The organism is Halochromatium roseum, assembly GCF_016653315.1.
Lineage (GTDB): Bacteria > Pseudomonadota > Gammaproteobacteria > Chromatiales > Chromatiaceae > Lamprobacter > Lamprobacter roseus.
In genome coordinates this window covers 22,712-35,947 of record NZ_NHSH01000046.1, presented here as the reverse complement: position 1 = coordinate 35,947, position 13,236 = coordinate 22,712, and the positions used below count along the sequence as shown (strand labels likewise).

The 13,236-nt window shown below is 62.2% G+C and carries 13 protein-coding genes and 1 tRNA gene; 2 read left to right on the top strand and 12 right to left on the bottom strand.

Translation table 11 applies throughout. The annotated features are described in order from the left end of the window. Positions 1-73: 73 nt before the first annotated feature. On the bottom strand, positions 74-451 hold the full coding sequence (locus CCR96_RS06690; RefSeq protein ID WP_201219094.1) for a cysteine-rich small domain-containing protein: 378 nt from the start codon (positions 449-451) through the stop codon (positions 74-76). Between the two features lie 393 nt (positions 452-844). On the opposite strand from CCR96_RS06690, the gene CCR96_RS06685 reads away from it, so the two are divergent. Beyond that, entirely contained in the window at positions 845-1,222 is a 378-nt protein-coding gene (locus tag CCR96_RS06685; RefSeq protein ID WP_201219092.1) for an OB-fold protein, read from the top strand. A 98-nt stretch (positions 1,223-1,320) separates the two neighbouring features. Here CCR96_RS06685 and CCR96_RS06680 read toward each other — a convergent pair whose 3' ends face one another. From CCR96_RS06680 to CCR96_RS06630, 11 genes are all read right to left on the bottom strand, one after another. Beyond that, positions 1,321-1,470, bottom strand: a complete 150-nt coding sequence (locus tag CCR96_RS06680) for a hypothetical protein (protein ID WP_201219090.1) — start codon at positions 1,468-1,470, stop codon at positions 1,321-1,323. Positions 1,471-1,544: 74 nt separating this feature from the next. After that, positions 1,545-2,297 (bottom strand): class D beta-lactamase, encoded by a 753-nt coding sequence (blaOXA, locus tag CCR96_RS06675; RefSeq protein WP_338035837.1) that lies wholly within the window; start codon positions 2,295-2,297, stop codon positions 1,545-1,547. A gap of 240 nt (positions 2,298-2,537) precedes the next feature. Next, positions 2,538-3,275, bottom strand: coding sequence for a hypothetical protein (locus CCR96_RS06670; RefSeq protein WP_201219086.1), 738 nt, complete (start codon positions 3,273-3,275; stop codon positions 2,538-2,540). Between the two features lie 427 nt (positions 3,276-3,702). Then, on the bottom strand, positions 3,703-4,125 hold the full coding sequence (locus CCR96_RS06665; RefSeq protein WP_201219084.1) for a putative hemolysin: 423 nt from the start codon (positions 4,123-4,125) through the stop codon (positions 3,703-3,705). A 238-nt stretch (positions 4,126-4,363) separates the two neighbouring features. After that, on the bottom strand, positions 4,364-6,283 hold the full coding sequence (locus CCR96_RS06660; protein WP_201219082.1) for a DUF4214 domain-containing protein: 1,920 nt from the start codon (positions 6,281-6,283) through the stop codon (positions 4,364-4,366). A 496-nt stretch (positions 6,284-6,779) separates the two neighbouring features. Next, positions 6,780-6,856: transfer RNA gene (locus tag CCR96_RS06655), tRNA-Met, on the bottom strand. A gap of 161 nt (positions 6,857-7,017) precedes the next feature. Next, entirely contained in the window at positions 7,018-8,463 is a 1,446-nt protein-coding gene (locus CCR96_RS06650; RefSeq protein WP_338035833.1) for a c-type cytochrome, read from the bottom strand. Positions 8,464-8,548: 85 nt separating this feature from the next. Beyond that, positions 8,549-9,763: a lipocalin-like domain-containing protein gene (locus CCR96_RS06645; RefSeq protein WP_201219081.1), complete on the bottom strand. Its 1,215-nt coding sequence runs from the start codon at positions 9,761-9,763 to the stop codon at positions 8,549-8,551. Positions 9,764-9,867: 104 nt separating this feature from the next. Next, positions 9,868-10,716: a M48 family metallopeptidase gene (locus CCR96_RS06640; protein WP_242518663.1), complete on the bottom strand. Its 849-nt coding sequence runs from the start codon at positions 10,714-10,716 to the stop codon at positions 9,868-9,870. 93 nt (positions 10,717-10,809) lie between these two features. After that, positions 10,810-11,403 carry a L,D-transpeptidase family protein gene (locus CCR96_RS06635; protein ID WP_242518661.1) on the bottom strand — a complete coding sequence of 198 codons (594 nt, stop codon included), beginning with the start codon at positions 11,401-11,403 and terminating at the stop codon, positions 10,810-10,812. Positions 11,404-11,414: 11 nt separating this feature from the next. Further along, entirely contained in the window at positions 11,415-11,786 is a 372-nt protein-coding gene (locus tag CCR96_RS06630; protein ID WP_201219073.1) for a DUF2237 family protein, read from the bottom strand. 167 nt (positions 11,787-11,953) lie between these two features. On the opposite strand from CCR96_RS06630, the gene icd reads away from it, so the two are divergent. After that, positions 11,954-13,213, top strand: a complete 1,260-nt coding sequence (icd, locus tag CCR96_RS06625) for an NADP-dependent isocitrate dehydrogenase (RefSeq protein WP_201219071.1) — start codon at positions 11,954-11,956, stop codon at positions 13,211-13,213. The last annotated feature ends 23 nt before the right edge of the window (positions 13,214-13,236 follow it).

Sequence of the window (13,236 nt, the reverse complement as noted above, 5' to 3'; positions counted from 1 at the left end):
GTTAACAAGGCCGGCGGCTAGGCTATCAGCCTATCGCCGGCGCAACTGCGGCATGTAGTGTCCATCGCGGCAATCAGTCTTCCCTGCCGTCTGCCGCCTTCGGTATCTGTTCCGGAAGCTGATCCGGCTTGAGGCGCGCCTTGCGCCTATATCGCTCATGCTGAGGCTGGCCATCCCAGACCACAGGCTTCGCGAGCCATTTTTGGATGAAGGCCCAAGAGGCCTGGTAGCCATCATGGGGAAGCGTGCAAGCGGTGCAGTCCTTTCTGGTCACACCCTGAGCGTCGGTGAAGACCTCGTAGGGTCCAGGACAGTCGTACGCGATCAGGGGACAATAACAAAAAAGGCAGTTAAATTCTCGTTTGACCCCAGAATGACAGGGCAGAAACGGACAATTTTCGTTCGTAAACCCTTTGAAACCTTGGTTTTTTGTAGCGTCTTTCGGCTCCATTGTCGACAACCCTTGGCGAACGCGCCGACCAACCGCGAATGGCGAGCCGAGCAGGATGACCCTAGATGAATGAACCTAGATGAATAAAGACATCATGGGGACCATCCGCGCAGGCGCAAAGGAGCACGATCTATCTCTGCCGACCGCCTGCGGGATCGGTTCGTCATGCTCGTGCCAAACTAGGTCGTGCCAAACTGGGATTGTAGGGGCGGCAGCGCTCGCACCGCCGGTTGAACGCCGAAACCCTTGGTAAAGATGCGCTACGATTGGCCTGTGTCACGACCGAAATCACCATAGACCGTCTGGGAGAGTGCAAGGTTGAACGCGTTACCAAGCATCGTTGTCCGAAACATCATCGACAGCAGCAGCCGGCTGATCAGAAGCATCGACCCGATGATCCCGAGCCGACACCCTTTTGCGCTGACGCTCATCCTTGTACTGATCCTGCCAAGCTCAGCGCACGCGGAAACCATCACGGCAAGTGCGCTTTTTCAGGCTTACGAGCAAAACGAGATCGTCGCCGAAGACAGCTACAACGGCCGCCGTATCGGCATCGACGGCCGGGTGGCGGGGCTCAAGCAGGCGATCATGGGGGCCCCCATCGTCCTGCTCGACGCGGGCGCGCCCAACCAGTGGATCAGCTGTCACTTTCCTCAAAAGGCCCAGGCCGAGATCGCCAAGCTGCAGATCGGCGACCCAGTGAGTTTCAGTTGCAGGATCAAGTACCGCATGGGCAATACCATCCATGCCTCGGCTTGCAGCCTGAAGTGATCTCAACGCGCAGGCCTTCGGCACTCTAGCGGCGGCCGATCGTCCTGGCCGTGATCGTACCCGACAAGACCAAACGCGACCTGACACAAGCGGGCGCCTCACAAGCGGATTGGCCCCTGTTCGTGCTTCCTCTGCCCGCCGCCATCGCAGCGCTGGTTGCACTCATCGGCGGACAGCTCGGGATGCTGCTTGGCCATCATCCAGGTATTGCCCTGGCCTTCGGGCTGCTGACACTGCTGGGTGTTCATCTCGCCTATGGCCTCGATCTCTCCTTCCAGACCCGGCTCCGCCGTCGGCCGGACTTAGGCTCAGGCGAACAGGCTCATCGGTCAATGATCCCTTTCGCCTGTAAGCTCGCGCGGGCCAGGGCCTGACGCAAGGGCAGATCGGACTCATCCTGGATGTCGATGTTCAGAGCGAAGATCCAGGTGGCATCGGCTGTCTCGACGTAACCGACGTACCAGCCAATCTGGGGTGTCGCGCGCGCGGCCCAGCCGGTCTTGGCAAACAAGCGGTAATCCTGGCCCTCATCGGCCAGCATGATGGCGCGCAGGCCAGCGTAGGTCTCGGGGCGATAGCGCAGCCGGCGCTCGATAACCTGGCGCAGGAAGCGCACCTGCTCTTGGGCGCTGATGGTGAGGCTGCCGTCGAGCCAGAACGCGTTCGTGACAAAGGGCTCTTCAAGTACACCATAGTCGGCCTGAGCCAGATGGACGCGATAGCGTTCTGCGCCAATGCGCTCGGCCAGGCGCTGATAGCACCAGACGCAAGAAACGGCAAAGGCGCTCTTGAGGGTTTGATCCTGGTTCCAGGCCGGATAAGGGTGCTGGCGGCCGTCCCAGCGCATGACTTCGTCGATGCCGCTGATCGCGCCCTCTTCCAAGGCGATCAGCGTATTGAAGATCTTAAAGGTAGAGGCAACTGGCAGGCGTTGCTTGGCCCGTGCTGCGTTGTGCACGATAACCGCTTGGCCATCGAGACGGCTGAGCACGAGTGTGCCCTGCACACCTGCCTCTGCGAACAGGGCAGCGATCTCGGCGTCTTCGGCTTGGACGGCGGTGATGGAGATCATCATCGCCAACAGCAGCCAGCGCAGCCGCACCGAGAGCGTCGGTCTTGAGACGAAGGATGACAGCGTTGGCTGGTAATTCATGCTCGCAGTGATTCTCAAGCGTTGAGGTTTGAAGCATCGCGGGAAGGCGCGGCTCAGGAGAGGCCGATCCAGCTCGACAGCGTTGGCAACAACAATGCCGCTTATGCCGCGCGCGGCATAAGCGGCATTGTTGGTCAAGCCCATCGGGATTCTCGCACTCGGTCATTCGCCAAATTCCAAGGCGATCTTCGCCGACGCCGCGCCACAGGCGCACAGGGCGTTCGTAACATCCGCTGCGGCAGCCAGTTCTATGCTTTGCTCCAGATCGTTCTTGATGGCTGCGATCACCGCATCGACCTCAACGAGCACGGCTTGCCATGGTGGGCCTTTGTCAGTGTGATGACCACTTGCCGACCCCGGATAACCATCGGCGATCAGCGTCGCGAGCCCGACTGACCGCGTCTGCAATCGCCGGGCAATTCGTTGAGCTTCAGGGCCGCCTTCAAGCAGTGTGGTGCTGACGTGATAGCAGGCGTCGATCAGTTGCTGAATATCGCGCCAGAAGAGGAGTGACTGGTGTCGCGGGATGTCGTCCGTTTGCTGCGCGACCGCTGCAGTCTTTTCCTGCGGACGCGACAACTCCTGCAGCTCCTGCGACGCTGGGCGGTTGCTCGGCGTTTTGCTGCGCGCGTTCAGTTTGTCCAGTAGCTGGCTCACCTGCTGGTTGGTTTCCTTGCACGCACGCTCCAATTGCATGAGTCGATCCTGCTCAGCGCGGTGACGCTGCTCTTCTGGATCGCCACCGAGAACCCGTTCAATGAGTCTCGCCGAAACGATCAGATCGTCTTCCGGGTCTAGATCCGTATCGGCCTGACACCGCGGCCAGGTTTGAGATGCGCCACGTGAACGATTTCTGGAGTACGTCGGTTTCTTGACGGTCGGTCGCTCGGACGTGTTCATGAAAACACCCCCAAAGATGAACGCGAAGACTAAAGGAACTGTCACGACCAAAGAGAGGCAAGCGCGGTCAGTAAGCCCGGCCGCCAGGAAGGCCGCGCTCGATGCCGACCACCTCCGTCCAGGAAACGTTCGACGTCGAGTCTGATCCTCCAACAGGATCAGTCACGAAGCGGACGTCTTGAGCCCCATCGATGGCGCACCCCGTCAGTAGGCATAGCAAGAGGGGTAAGGCGCCCAAAAGGCCGTTTAGCCGCAGCTTCGCCGGTCGCTGTTCGGTGTCGATCAGCGCGTGCCAAGCTGCCGCAAGCAGTGAATGCCGCTCATGCGGTTGCATGCTCATCGCCCGTCTCGGTGTGGCGGTCTCAACCGCGCCTCAGTCTGTGATCGCCAACCTGGGTCGTTGGTCCAAGCAGGAGACCCGTGATACTCAGCGAGACGCTGGGCAGCGTCCAGCAAAAAAGGCCTCCAGCCCGCAACGCACACCCTCGGCGCTCTGACAACTGCCAGTCTGCATATCAACCTCGCCACCCGTGATGGCGCAGTAGATCTCGGCATCGCTGTCGTAGCCGGTGACCTTGATGCCACCTGCAGGGCAGTCGCCGCGCAACAAGGCCCATTCCTCGCACTGGCGATTGTCCTCGAAGACACAGACGCCATACTGGCCGGCATGGGGGCGCGTGCGTATGTCCAGCGTCCCTCCAAGCTTGATGCAGTTCACCGATGCCGGGTTCGCCAAGCCCTGCTTGGGCGGGGCTTTGGGTGGATCAGCCGCGAACACGAGCGTCGAACCGATGAGGCCAAGCGTTGCGAGTAGCGTCAGGCGACCTTGTCGAGCATGAAACAGGGGCATGGGTGAGCAGGTTATCCAACGGCAAAAGGGATTCGTATCCTGAGTGACTGCCGGGTGCAAATCAACCCTGCCGGCGCTGCCATGGAAGCACGGCAGCAAGAGCGATGTGCGCTTGGCGAGCAGCCGCTGGTGTGCCGCGCGATGTTGCCGGTAGCATTGCCCACCGTTTGGAAACCGCGCTGCAGGCCAAGCAGGCCAGCGTCGAGTGCATTGATCGTCATGTTATCTCCACCCTGGCTTAGGGTATTTGCCACACATGGACCACAGCAGCGTTGATGTTGTCGTAACCACCCAAGCCGCGCTCGACCAAAAATAGGCGCTGACCATCGGTATCAAAGGCGACGCCACCCGTGCCGGCGCAGACGTTGCCATCGACCGGCTGGAGCAGCAGCTCGTGGGGCTCCCAGGTGGCATAGGGCAGCACTGACCAAGGCTCGCGGCTGCCGGCGGCCACTGCGGCCAGCTCATCGATGTCGTAGAACAGGACCTGGCGGCGATAGGGACCGCCGTGGTAGCCGCGGCTTTCGTTGCACCAACGCCGGCACTCCTCGGGCGCGGGACTGACCGGACACTCTGGATCGGGCTCAGCAGGGTCGCAGTAGTAGCAGTTGGTGCTGGCCTTCAGACCGAGGATCACAATCGCATGCCGGCTGCCATCGCTGACGAAGCCGGCGCCGGTCCAGTCATCCGACATGCTATAGCCGGGGAAATCGCAGCTGACGACTTGCCCGCCGACGCCGATGTCCGGTCCGGCGCAGTCCGGGTAGCGGGCGCGATAGTAGAGCAAGGGCAAGGCGTCAAGCTCGGCCCCGGCGGGCGCGCTGGCCTCGGCCGGGAAGGCGAACAGGGTGGGGCCTTGCGAGCCACCAGCCGCCGGATTGGTGTCTGGGTCGGCTTGTAGCGGTGTGCCGCGTGCGCGGCCGGTGATCAGCCTTCGGCCGCCGAGCGCGGCATCGGCATACCACTGCGGAACCGCGAACAGATACTCGCCCATCTTGCGTCCGTGATAGATCGGGTCGGCGCTTGGGCCAACGTGGAACAGTCCTTCGGCATTGGCGCCGTTCTCGTCGCTGCGCCAGAGGGTTGGGAAACTGGCGTCGCCAAACACGCCCTCGGGATACCACTGATTCAGGCTGCCGTAGAGCATCCGTTCGCTCAAGCCCGGCACGGCGATCTGCTCGATGCCAGCGACGAAGACATAATGTTCATCGTCCGCCCTGCCCGCAAGCCCACCATCGAAGGCGGTTGGGCCGAATAGCAGGCTCGCAACGGGCAGCGTTTCCCAGGTCGACGCGCTCGCTCCCCGCTCGGACGCCGGGATCGCGACCTCACCGAAGCGTGCCTCGCAACCGGTCATGCCCTCCCAGCAGGGCTCACCCGTCGCGTTCACCAGACCCTGGAAAGCGGTCACCAGCAAGGAGCCGCTGCCGCTGTCGCCTGTGGGGGTGTAGCCCATGCCACGCGCCCCCCAATCGAAGCTGTCCGGCAGCCTGAACGCGCCCTGATAGACCAGGTCCTCAGGCTGCAGCCTGGCGCTGGTCGACGGGGCTAAGGCGTCGACGGCAGCAACGGCGCGCTCAACCGAGCTGCTCTCGGCATCGACATCGGCCATGATCGCAACCGCCGTATCGATGGGTGGGTAGACGACATGACCTTGCTCGAGACAAGAGACGACATAGTTGGCCACCTGTAGCCGATGATCCCGCACCGGCACGTCATCGCCTTGCGTGCCGTCGAGGATGTTCAGCGCGATGGTTTGCAAACCCATGCGACCAGCATCGAGTTCACCGGTGTAGAAGGCGAGCCCGGCGGGATCTGGATCACGCCCGAAGAGCTGCTGATAGAGGTTGGTGACCAACTGGGTATGATCGAGGCTGCCAAAGCGGTCGTCGAATTCCGCCGAGACGCCAAAGGCGTCGATAATGCTCGCCAAATCGCCGCCGTCGGCCTCCAGCCGATCCGCCCAATAGGCCAGTCCCGCCGCATCCGCGGGGCGCCCATAATAAGCGACATAGGCCTCGGTGACGCGCTGCTCTGCAGCGGAGAAATCGCGCGTCGTGCAGAGAGCCGCCGATCCCGCTGCAGGCATGAATGACAGCAGGATGGCAGGTAACATCCAGATCAGGGCAACCGGCTTCAGGTCAGTGTGGACGGCCATCTATCGACTCCTAGATGAGTTCGACGTTCGATGCAAGCCCCCTCGAACCTTTTGGATTGCTGAAAGGGCTGTCTTACAGGATAGTCGTTCGGATGAAAACCGCGAGTGGGCGAGGCTTGAACCGACGTCAACGCCTGAGTTCATCCATCCAGGATCAATAACGGCATTCGGGCTGAAGCAATCCGGGGGCTCGAGCAGACCGCCCAGCGTTGAGAGGAGTTCGAAGCGATCCTCAACCAGCCTGAGAAGCCCACTACCTTAGTCCACCCCATGATGGCCTCAGGTTACTTTGAGGAGATCCGAGCCCGGCGCTCACGAGTGACGTTCATCGTGGCGAGGCTGGGGAGCTTGATCGACATGATCCTACCGACCCCGATTGACGGCAAAGACCAACTTGCGATCGATCTCTACGGGGATTTGATGGGAATTCTCGCGACTGCGACGAAAAAGCCCAAATCGTCGATTTTGGACGATTTGGGCTTTTGGTAGGATAAGTTGGTAGCGGGGGCAGGATTTGAACCTGCGACCTTCGGGTTATGAGCCCGACGAGCTGCCTGACTGCTCCACCCCGCAACTGAGCCGCCTACTATAGGCATAGACCGAGATTTGCGCAAGTCTTTTTTTGCCGTCTTTTGCCGTCACTTCGTTGCGACCGTGATGTTCGATCAGGATTCGCGGCGAAGCGTTGTGGGTCGGGATGCTCGCGATATCGCAATACTCGCGATTGCGCTCGCTCATAGCGTCTTCAGATACTCCAGCAGCGCAAGGCGTTCTTGAGCGCTGAGCAGATCGCCGAAATCGTGGCCCTGATTACTATAGCCGCGGCGGGTGGTGTCGTAGACCCATTTCTGCTCATCCAGGCTCGCGAATTGTTCTCGGCCCTGCTCGAGCCGCTCGTAGCGCCAGCCCAACTCGGCTTGGTCATAGTCTGGGCTGGCGCTCTCGAAGCGCCAGTAGGTCGGACGTTCACGGCTGTCGAGCAGCGCCGCCAGCGTTGGCACAGCGCCGTTGTGCAGGTAGGGCGCCGTCGCCCAGATGCCATCCAAGGGCGGCGCTACATAGCCAAGCCCGGCCTGCGCATCGGCATTTCGACCATAGAACGAGGCATTGAACCAACGCGCGAAACGGTCCGTATGCCGATACGCTTGCTCAGCCATCGCCGGATCGGTACCGACCTCGTCCAACGCAACCAACTCATTCGGGTACCGCTCACGCTCGCCGTAGCGACCATGGCATTCGGTGCACTCCGCTTTGAACAGGCGCTCGCCCTCGGCGGCCAGCTCCGCATCGATCGGATAGGGATAAGCGGGCGCCTCGAGCGTTGCCAGATAGGCGCGCACGTCTTTGAACCAGGCATCGATCTCACGCGCCTCGGCGACCGAATCGGTGCAGGTGGTCGACGCCAGCATCATGTAGCCGACATGATCGCCGCGCCCCTCGCCGTTGTAGAACATCGCGTGCTTCTTACCGACGTTCCACCAGGGTGGCACGCTGGCCGGTAGAACCTCAGTCGGCGGCAGCGGCAAGAGCGGCTCATCGGACCAGGCCAGCGTCTCCGGGTCGCGATGCGCCATCAACGCAAGCGTGATCGCCTGCGCCGGGTTGGCACCGATGGTATCGGTCATCGACCAAGGCGCAATCGCCCCGATGCGATCCGCCCAGCGCTGCCACTCTGCCGCCTGAGCCTCGCCATCAACATAGGCGCCAGCACCTTCGACCGCCATCACCGGATCAGCGGTGAAGTCGAGAAACTCATTGCCGAGTCCGATCACCAATTTGCCATTCAAGGGCGCGGCATGACAACCGAGGCAGTTGCTGGTGACCAGCTCCACGCCACTCTCAGCGGTGAAGGCAGTCAGCGCGTAGGGTAGCTCAGCGTTGCGCCCACGCCGACCGGCAAGCGCATGATCGGACGCTGGATCGAAGGTTCCACCAGCACTCACTTCAACATAGGCGTCGTAAGGTAGGCCGCAGGTCACCACCGCCCGGTTCACCAGGACGTCGTAGCCGACCTCTGGATCACCAGGGCGCTGCGGGGTTTCAGGGATCGGCCCAGGCTCGGCCTTGGTGACCGCAACCGGCTTACCACGATCACAGCCGATCAGAAACCCAAGACTGATGACCAGGATCACGCCAGCGAGCCAGAGGCGATGACACCGAATGTCGATCTTTGTTAACACGAGTAATCGCCCTTTTGGTAACAGCCCTGCTGCTTTGTTGACAGCCTCTGGCCTCTCTGTTCAACACCGACAGGCCCTGGATCGCTCAGGTTCCCACAAACTCGTCTTCAGCGTAGCCATTAAGGTCCATGCGCCCATGACCAGCAAGCGCCTCGGCGCCGCGCCGTCCATCCACCTCGACCGCGCCACGCCAGGTTTGATCGCCTTGCATCAGTGTTGTCGGGGCCGGCCCTGAGCCCTCACCAGCAAATAATGGCTTAATCTCCAGCTCCAGCTCGCGCGCGGGGATCATCAGCCGCCAACCGAGAGGATAGGAAACGCCACCCACAGCCACCCATGCAGCGTCTGTTGCCGCCAGTGTCAGATCGCGGCGCTGCAAAACCTCTTGCTTGCCATCGACTCCGATCAGCACGCAGCTCGGGATGGGGGTGCCACCGCCACCGCGCCGACGCAGATGCAAGCAGGCCAGCTCGGAGCCATCGTCTAGCTGCAACTGAAAGCGATTCGCCACCAACTGGCCGCGCCCTCCAGACAGTGCCTCTGACAAGTCTCCCCAGCCATGGTCTAGCCAACCCAAGCCCTGCAACGGCTGCTCGACGCCCTCTAGGCGCAGACTCCCCGATACGGCCAAACGCGACTGGCTGTAAAGGCGCAACGCTGCCGACCCATCCTCAGAGGTCGAACTAGCGAACGCCTGCGGATCGAGGACCAGCGGCGGCTTCAGCGGCGAGAAGCCCAACGTCAGCTCAACCTCGCCGGCGGCCGCACGCAGCATCACCGAGTCCCCCGCCTCGCGCGAAAGCGTCCACTGCTCGATCCAAACCCGCTCGACACCAGCCTGATCCGCCCCAGCACCAGCCAGCCCCAGCGCGGCACGGCTCACGCGTTGCTCGCGCAGCGCGCCGGCCTTCATGTCGCCGTCCGCGGTCACCACCAGCTCACCGGCAAACAGGGCATCCGCAGCCATCGCCGACGCTCGCGGCTCGGCCCGATCAGACAGCCCGAGCCGCGCCACCGTCAGCCGCACTGCGACCGGCCGATCGTTCGCATCTTGGAGCACCGCGCTTACTTCCCAAAGCTCCGCTCGAGCCTCTGGGTGCGCGCCATGATCCGCGGGGAACGACACCGGCGCGTTAGCAGCGACCGCCGCTGGCCCTGGCTCGCTGGACAACTCAGCAAGCGCCGCGGCCAGCGCAGTCGCATCAAAGCCGCTTGAAGCGGGCATCGGACCACGCGGCCAGAGCCCGTAGGCCAACCCCGCCAAGATCACCAACGCCACAGGCAATGCCAGCCAACGCATCGAGACGTTCCACCGTTAGACCAAAGAGTTAGACCAAAAAAGCTCGGCCAAAAAAGCTCGGCCAAAAAGTTAGATCAAAAAAATCAACCGGCCTCAGCGAACGCTCATCGCGACCGAGCGCGCTCATACTCGGCGACTGCCCGCGGCATGACCCGATCAAGCGCCTCAATACGCCGCTGATCCATCGGGTGCGTGCTCAAGAACTCGGGCGGCGCCCCGCCCCGCTTCGCGTTGTAGGCCGCAAAACGAGTCCAAAACCCGATCGCCTCGCGCGGGTCATAGCCAGCTCGGGCCATGTACAACAGCCCCAGCTCGTCAGCCTCCAGCTCCTGAATCCGCGAATACGGCAGCATCACTCCCAGCTGGCTACCGAGCCCGTACGCTTGCATGACGAGATCGCCGGTCGCGCCCGGGTTCGAGCCCAACGCGGCGGAGAGTCCGGCTCCGCCCAACTGCACCAGCATGCCCTGCGACATCCGCTCCGCACCATGGCGCGCCACCGCATGCGCAATCTCATGGCCGATCACCGTTGCTAGCCCGGCCTCATCCTTGGTGATCGGCAAGATGCCGGTATTCACGCCAACCTTTCCGCCGGGCAGCGCGAAGGCATTCGGCGACTGGTCTTTGAACAGTACGAACTCCCAGCGCGCATCCGGCAGCGGCGCCACCTGGCTGATCCTCCCACCAACCTGCTGGAGCATGGCGGCATCCTTGCCTTTGGTCACCACCGGTTTCTGCTGCTTCAGCTGCTGAAACGCCTGCAGCCCCAGCTGGGCCTCCTCCACCGGACTCACGAGCAACAGCTGTCGCCGCCCCGTTTCCGGGGCGGTTGCGCAAGACAGCAGCGTCATCGTCAAGCTCACCGAGGTCAGCAGCGATAGCAACGGCCTTGGCCTGAAATGCCCCAGTAGACGCCTCCGGATCTTGCAATCGCCCATCGCCGTTTTGATCATCACTCGCCTCGCTGTCAAGTCGCAGCCTGCTCCAACCACCCCGCCCCGCAATCGCCCCGAAATGGACACCCTGCCCGCGCGATATCAGGTCTCTCAAGGGCGAATCTCGATCGGCGTACCATCCAGGGTATAGCGCCAGATCTCATCCATCGCCAGATTCGAGACCGCCACGCAGCCCTCGGTCCAATCCTCGTAGCGGACCAGATCAGCCAACGCCGGATCAATGTGGCGACGCGGCTCGCCATGGATCATGATCGCGCCTCCGGGGCTGTCGCCGCGCATCGCCGCGCGAGCACGATCCTCGGCGTTGGGATAAGAGATGTTGATCGCCTTGGTGAAGCGGCTGCTCGCATTGCGCCAGTCGAGCACATAGCGCCCCTCTGGCGTGCGGCCATCACCCTCGCGCTCCTTGTGGCCCTCCGGCGCAAAGCCAAGGGCGACGCGATAGGTGCGAAACGGCTTGCCATCACGCAGTAGATAGAGCCGGCGCTGGCCCTTCTTGACCAAGACCTCATCGGCCAACAGCGGCGTCGAGGGCTGCGCGGCCAATGCAGGTTCGTCCTGAGCCTGGCGAACCACGCAGCCCGGCAGCACCGACATCGCCGCGACTGAGGCGCTGAGTCCCAACACACCGACCAGGGTCAGTCCCAATCGCGCCAGCAGACCTCGCAACGCAGTCGACGCCATCACTAGGCCGCCTAAGAGAGGTCGACCGCGTGCCGCTTCAGATCCCCGAGATCGCAAACCTCGAGAGCACGCTCATGGGTGCCGCGCAAGGCCACCCGCGGCGCGCAACCAGCCTCGAATGCCTCCTGCCAACGTGCTGCGCAAAGACACCAACGATCACCGGGCTTCAGGCCTGGGAAGCCAAAGGCAGGCATTGGCGTCATCAGGTCATTGCCCCGCGACCTCGAATACTCCAAGAACTCGCGCGTCACTCGCGCACAGACAGTATGCGAGCCGATATCTTCAGGCCCAGTCGCGCAGGCACCATCGCGCATGAAGCCCGTCATGGGCTCGGTGGAGCAGATCTCGAGTGGCTCACCCAGGACATTACGGGCATCAGACATCAAGGATTCCCCAAATAGCATATAGACTCAGAATTGCCGCTGATATGACATGTCCATGCTGCTAAGACAAGGGGGTATCCGCAGACCAATCGACTCGACCGGCAACCCATCGGCCGCGTCGGCGATGGTAATATCCAGGGCATTCGATCAACAGGAGCATCACGACCATGGCCTACGAACAGATCCAGGTGCCAGCGACCGGCGAGCCGATTCGCGTCAATCCCGATCACAGTCTCAATGTCCCGGACCAGCCCATCATCCCTTACATCGAGGGCGACGGCATCGGCGTCGACATCACTCCCGTGTTGAAGAAGGTCTTGGATGCGGCTGTCAGCAAGGCCTATGCTGGACAGCGCCAGATCGCCTGGATGGAGATCTACGCTGGCGAGAAGGCGACCAAGGTCTACGGGGCAGATGTCTGGCTACCGGACGAGACCCTCGACGCGGTTCGTGACTATGTGGTCTCGATCAAGGGCCCGCTGACCACGCCTGTCGGTGGCGGCATCCGCTCGCTCAATGTCGCGCTGCGCCAGCGCCTCGACCTCTACGTGTGCCTGCGCCCGGTGCGCTACTTTCAGGGCACGCCAAGCCCCCTGAAACGCCCTGAAGACACCGACATGGTGATCTTCCGTGAGAACTCAGAAGACATCTACGCCGGCATCGAGTGGTCCGCTGGCTCCGATGAGGCCAAGACCCTCATCGACTTCCTCCAAGACAAGCTTGGCGTGACCAAGATTCGCTTCCCAGCCAGCTCCGGCATCGGCATCAAGCCGGTCTCGCGTGATGGCACCAGACGCCTGGTGCGCAAGGCGATCCAGTACGCGATCGATAACCAGCGCGACTCGGTGACCCTGGTGCACAAGGGCAACATCATGAAATTTACCGAGGGCGCGTTCAAAGACTGGGGCTACGAACTCGCGCGCGAGGAATTCGGCGCCGAGCTGATCGATGGCGGCCCCTGGTGTCGCTTCAAACATCCAACCACCGGCAAGGAGATCGTCGTCAAAGATGTCATCGCCGACGCCTTCCTGCAGCAGATCCTCCTGCGGCCGAAGGACTACGACGTCATCGCCACCCTCAACCTCAACGGCGACTACATCTCCGATGCCCTCGCCGCTCAGGTCGGCGGTATCGGCATGGCGCCGGGCGCCAATCTCTCAGACACCGTGGCCATGTTCGAGGCGACCCATGGCACGGCACCCAAGTACGCCGGCAAGGATCAGGTCAACCCCAGTTCGTTACTGCTCTCGGGCGAGATGCTGCTGCGCCACCTTGGTTGGACTGAGGCAGCGGACTTGGTGATTCAGGGCATCGAGGGTTCGATCGCCAGCAAGACGGTGACTTACGATCTCGAACGCTTAATGGAGGGAGCGACCAAGTTGAGCTGCTCGGCCTTCGGCAACGCCGTCATTGCCAAGATGGGCTGACGCTGATACGCCGCGGCTCGCGC

Excerpts from the sequence above, each read along its gene's own strand:
- CCR96_RS06690 (WP_201219094.1), bottom strand. The coding sequence starts at position 451 with ATGGAGCCGAAAGACGCTACAAAAAACCAAGGTTTCAAAGGGTTTACG.
- CCR96_RS06685 (WP_201219092.1), top strand. The coding sequence starts at position 845 with ATGATCCCGAGCCGACACCCTTTTGCGCTGACGCTCATCCTTGTACTG.
- CCR96_RS06680 (WP_201219090.1), bottom strand. The coding sequence starts at position 1,470 with ATGAACACCCAGCAGTGTCAGCAGCCCGAAGGCCAGGGCAATACCTGG.
- blaOXA (WP_338035837.1), bottom strand. The coding sequence starts at position 2,297 with ATGATGATCTCCATCACCGCCGTCCAAGCCGAAGACGCCGAGATCGCT.
- CCR96_RS06670 (WP_201219086.1), bottom strand. The coding sequence starts at position 3,275 with ATGAACACGTCCGAGCGACCGACCGTCAAGAAACCGACGTACTCCAGA.
- CCR96_RS06665 (WP_201219084.1), bottom strand. The coding sequence starts at position 4,125 with ATGCCCCTGTTTCATGCTCGACAAGGTCGCCTGACGCTACTCGCAACG.
- CCR96_RS06660 (WP_201219082.1), bottom strand. The coding sequence starts at position 6,283 with ATGGCCGTCCACACTGACCTGAAGCCGGTTGCCCTGATCTGGATGTTA.
- CCR96_RS06645 (WP_201219081.1), bottom strand. The coding sequence starts at position 9,763 with ATGCGTTGGCTGGCATTGCCTGTGGCGTTGGTGATCTTGGCGGGGTTG.
- CCR96_RS06640 (WP_242518663.1), bottom strand. The coding sequence starts at position 10,716 with ATGATCAAAACGGCGATGGGCGATTGCAAGATCCGGAGGCGTCTACTG.
- CCR96_RS06635 (WP_242518661.1), bottom strand. The coding sequence starts at position 11,403 with ATGGCGTCGACTGCGTTGCGAGGTCTGCTGGCGCGATTGGGACTGACC.
- CCR96_RS06630 (WP_201219073.1), bottom strand. The coding sequence starts at position 11,786 with ATGTCTGATGCCCGTAATGTCCTGGGTGAGCCACTCGAGATCTGCTCC.
- icd (WP_201219071.1), top strand. The coding sequence starts at position 11,954 with ATGGCCTACGAACAGATCCAGGTGCCAGCGACCGGCGAGCCGATTCGC.